The sequence below is a fragment of the Vibrio sp. 1978 genome (assembly GCF_033344345.1).
In genome coordinates, this window is sequence record NZ_JAWPOP010000212.1 from 1 (window position 1) to 934 (window position 934).

Annotated in this window: 1 protein-coding gene and 1 pseudogene; both read left to right on the top strand. The window is 44.4% G+C overall.

The genetic code is table 11. The features are described 5' to 3' along the window. Positions 1-376 (top strand): annotated as a pseudogene (locus tag R8N49_RS25620) (porin); the annotation flags it as partial. Between the two features lie 202 nt (positions 377-578). Next, positions 579-934 (top strand): fumarylacetoacetate hydrolase family protein (locus R8N49_RS25625; protein WP_318190269.1); only part of this gene is annotated, 356 nt, incomplete at its 3' end.

Below are 934 nucleotides of genomic sequence, written 5' to 3' on the forward strand. Positions count from 1 at the left end.
TTCAGCTGAATCTCACCTAGTCTCTGCGGCATACGGTTCTTACGGTCAAGGCTTGTACCTAGCAGCGGTTTACGGCTCGAACGAAAACATGAACTTCGACGGTAAAACTCGTCTAGCTGAAAGCGACGCGTACGAAGCGTTGATCGCTTATGCACTGCCGAATAGGCTAAACCTGAGCATCAACTACGAAATGGTTGAAGGCAAAGATGTGAAAGGCGCGAAGACAGAAACGGCTCGTGAAGAAATGGCGCTGCAAGCAGAATACAACTTCACACCTAAGTTTGTGGGTTATGCGGGTTACCAGTTTGACTTGAACGACGCTAACGACCGCAAAACTGATGACAAATGGGCACTTGGTGCACGTTACTACCTATAATTGTCGTTACAGTTATCGATTCAAAAGCCAGCATGATGCTGGCTTTTTTCGTTTTTTCGAAGAATCAACATGCGTTTCAAACTGATGACACAAAACATAAAACGGGCTGAATGTCTTATTTTCGATACTTCAGAGCGCGTTCTAGTGTTGTTCCATCAAAAGGTTAGATTATGATGATGTTTTTGTTTTGCAGGGAAGATCAATGAGCGTCATTCAAGTTGAAGAAAAGAAAGTAGAAGTTGGAAAAGTGCTGTGTGTTGGACGTAATTACGTTGAGCACATCCATGAGTTGGACAATGCTATTCCAGAACAAATGGTGGTGTTTAATAAACCTTCTACCTCTGTATCGACGATCTTACGCTCATTTCATCAAGAACCTTTGCATTATGAAGCGGAAATCTGCTTTCTAATCAAAGACGGTCAATACGCCGCCGTGGGTTTGGGGCTAGACCTGACGAAACGCGGCCTGCAATCTTCTCTCAAAAAGCAAGGCTTGCCTTGGGAGCGAGCAAAAGCATTTGATGGTTCTGCGGTTTTTAGCCGCTTTGTGCCTCTTGA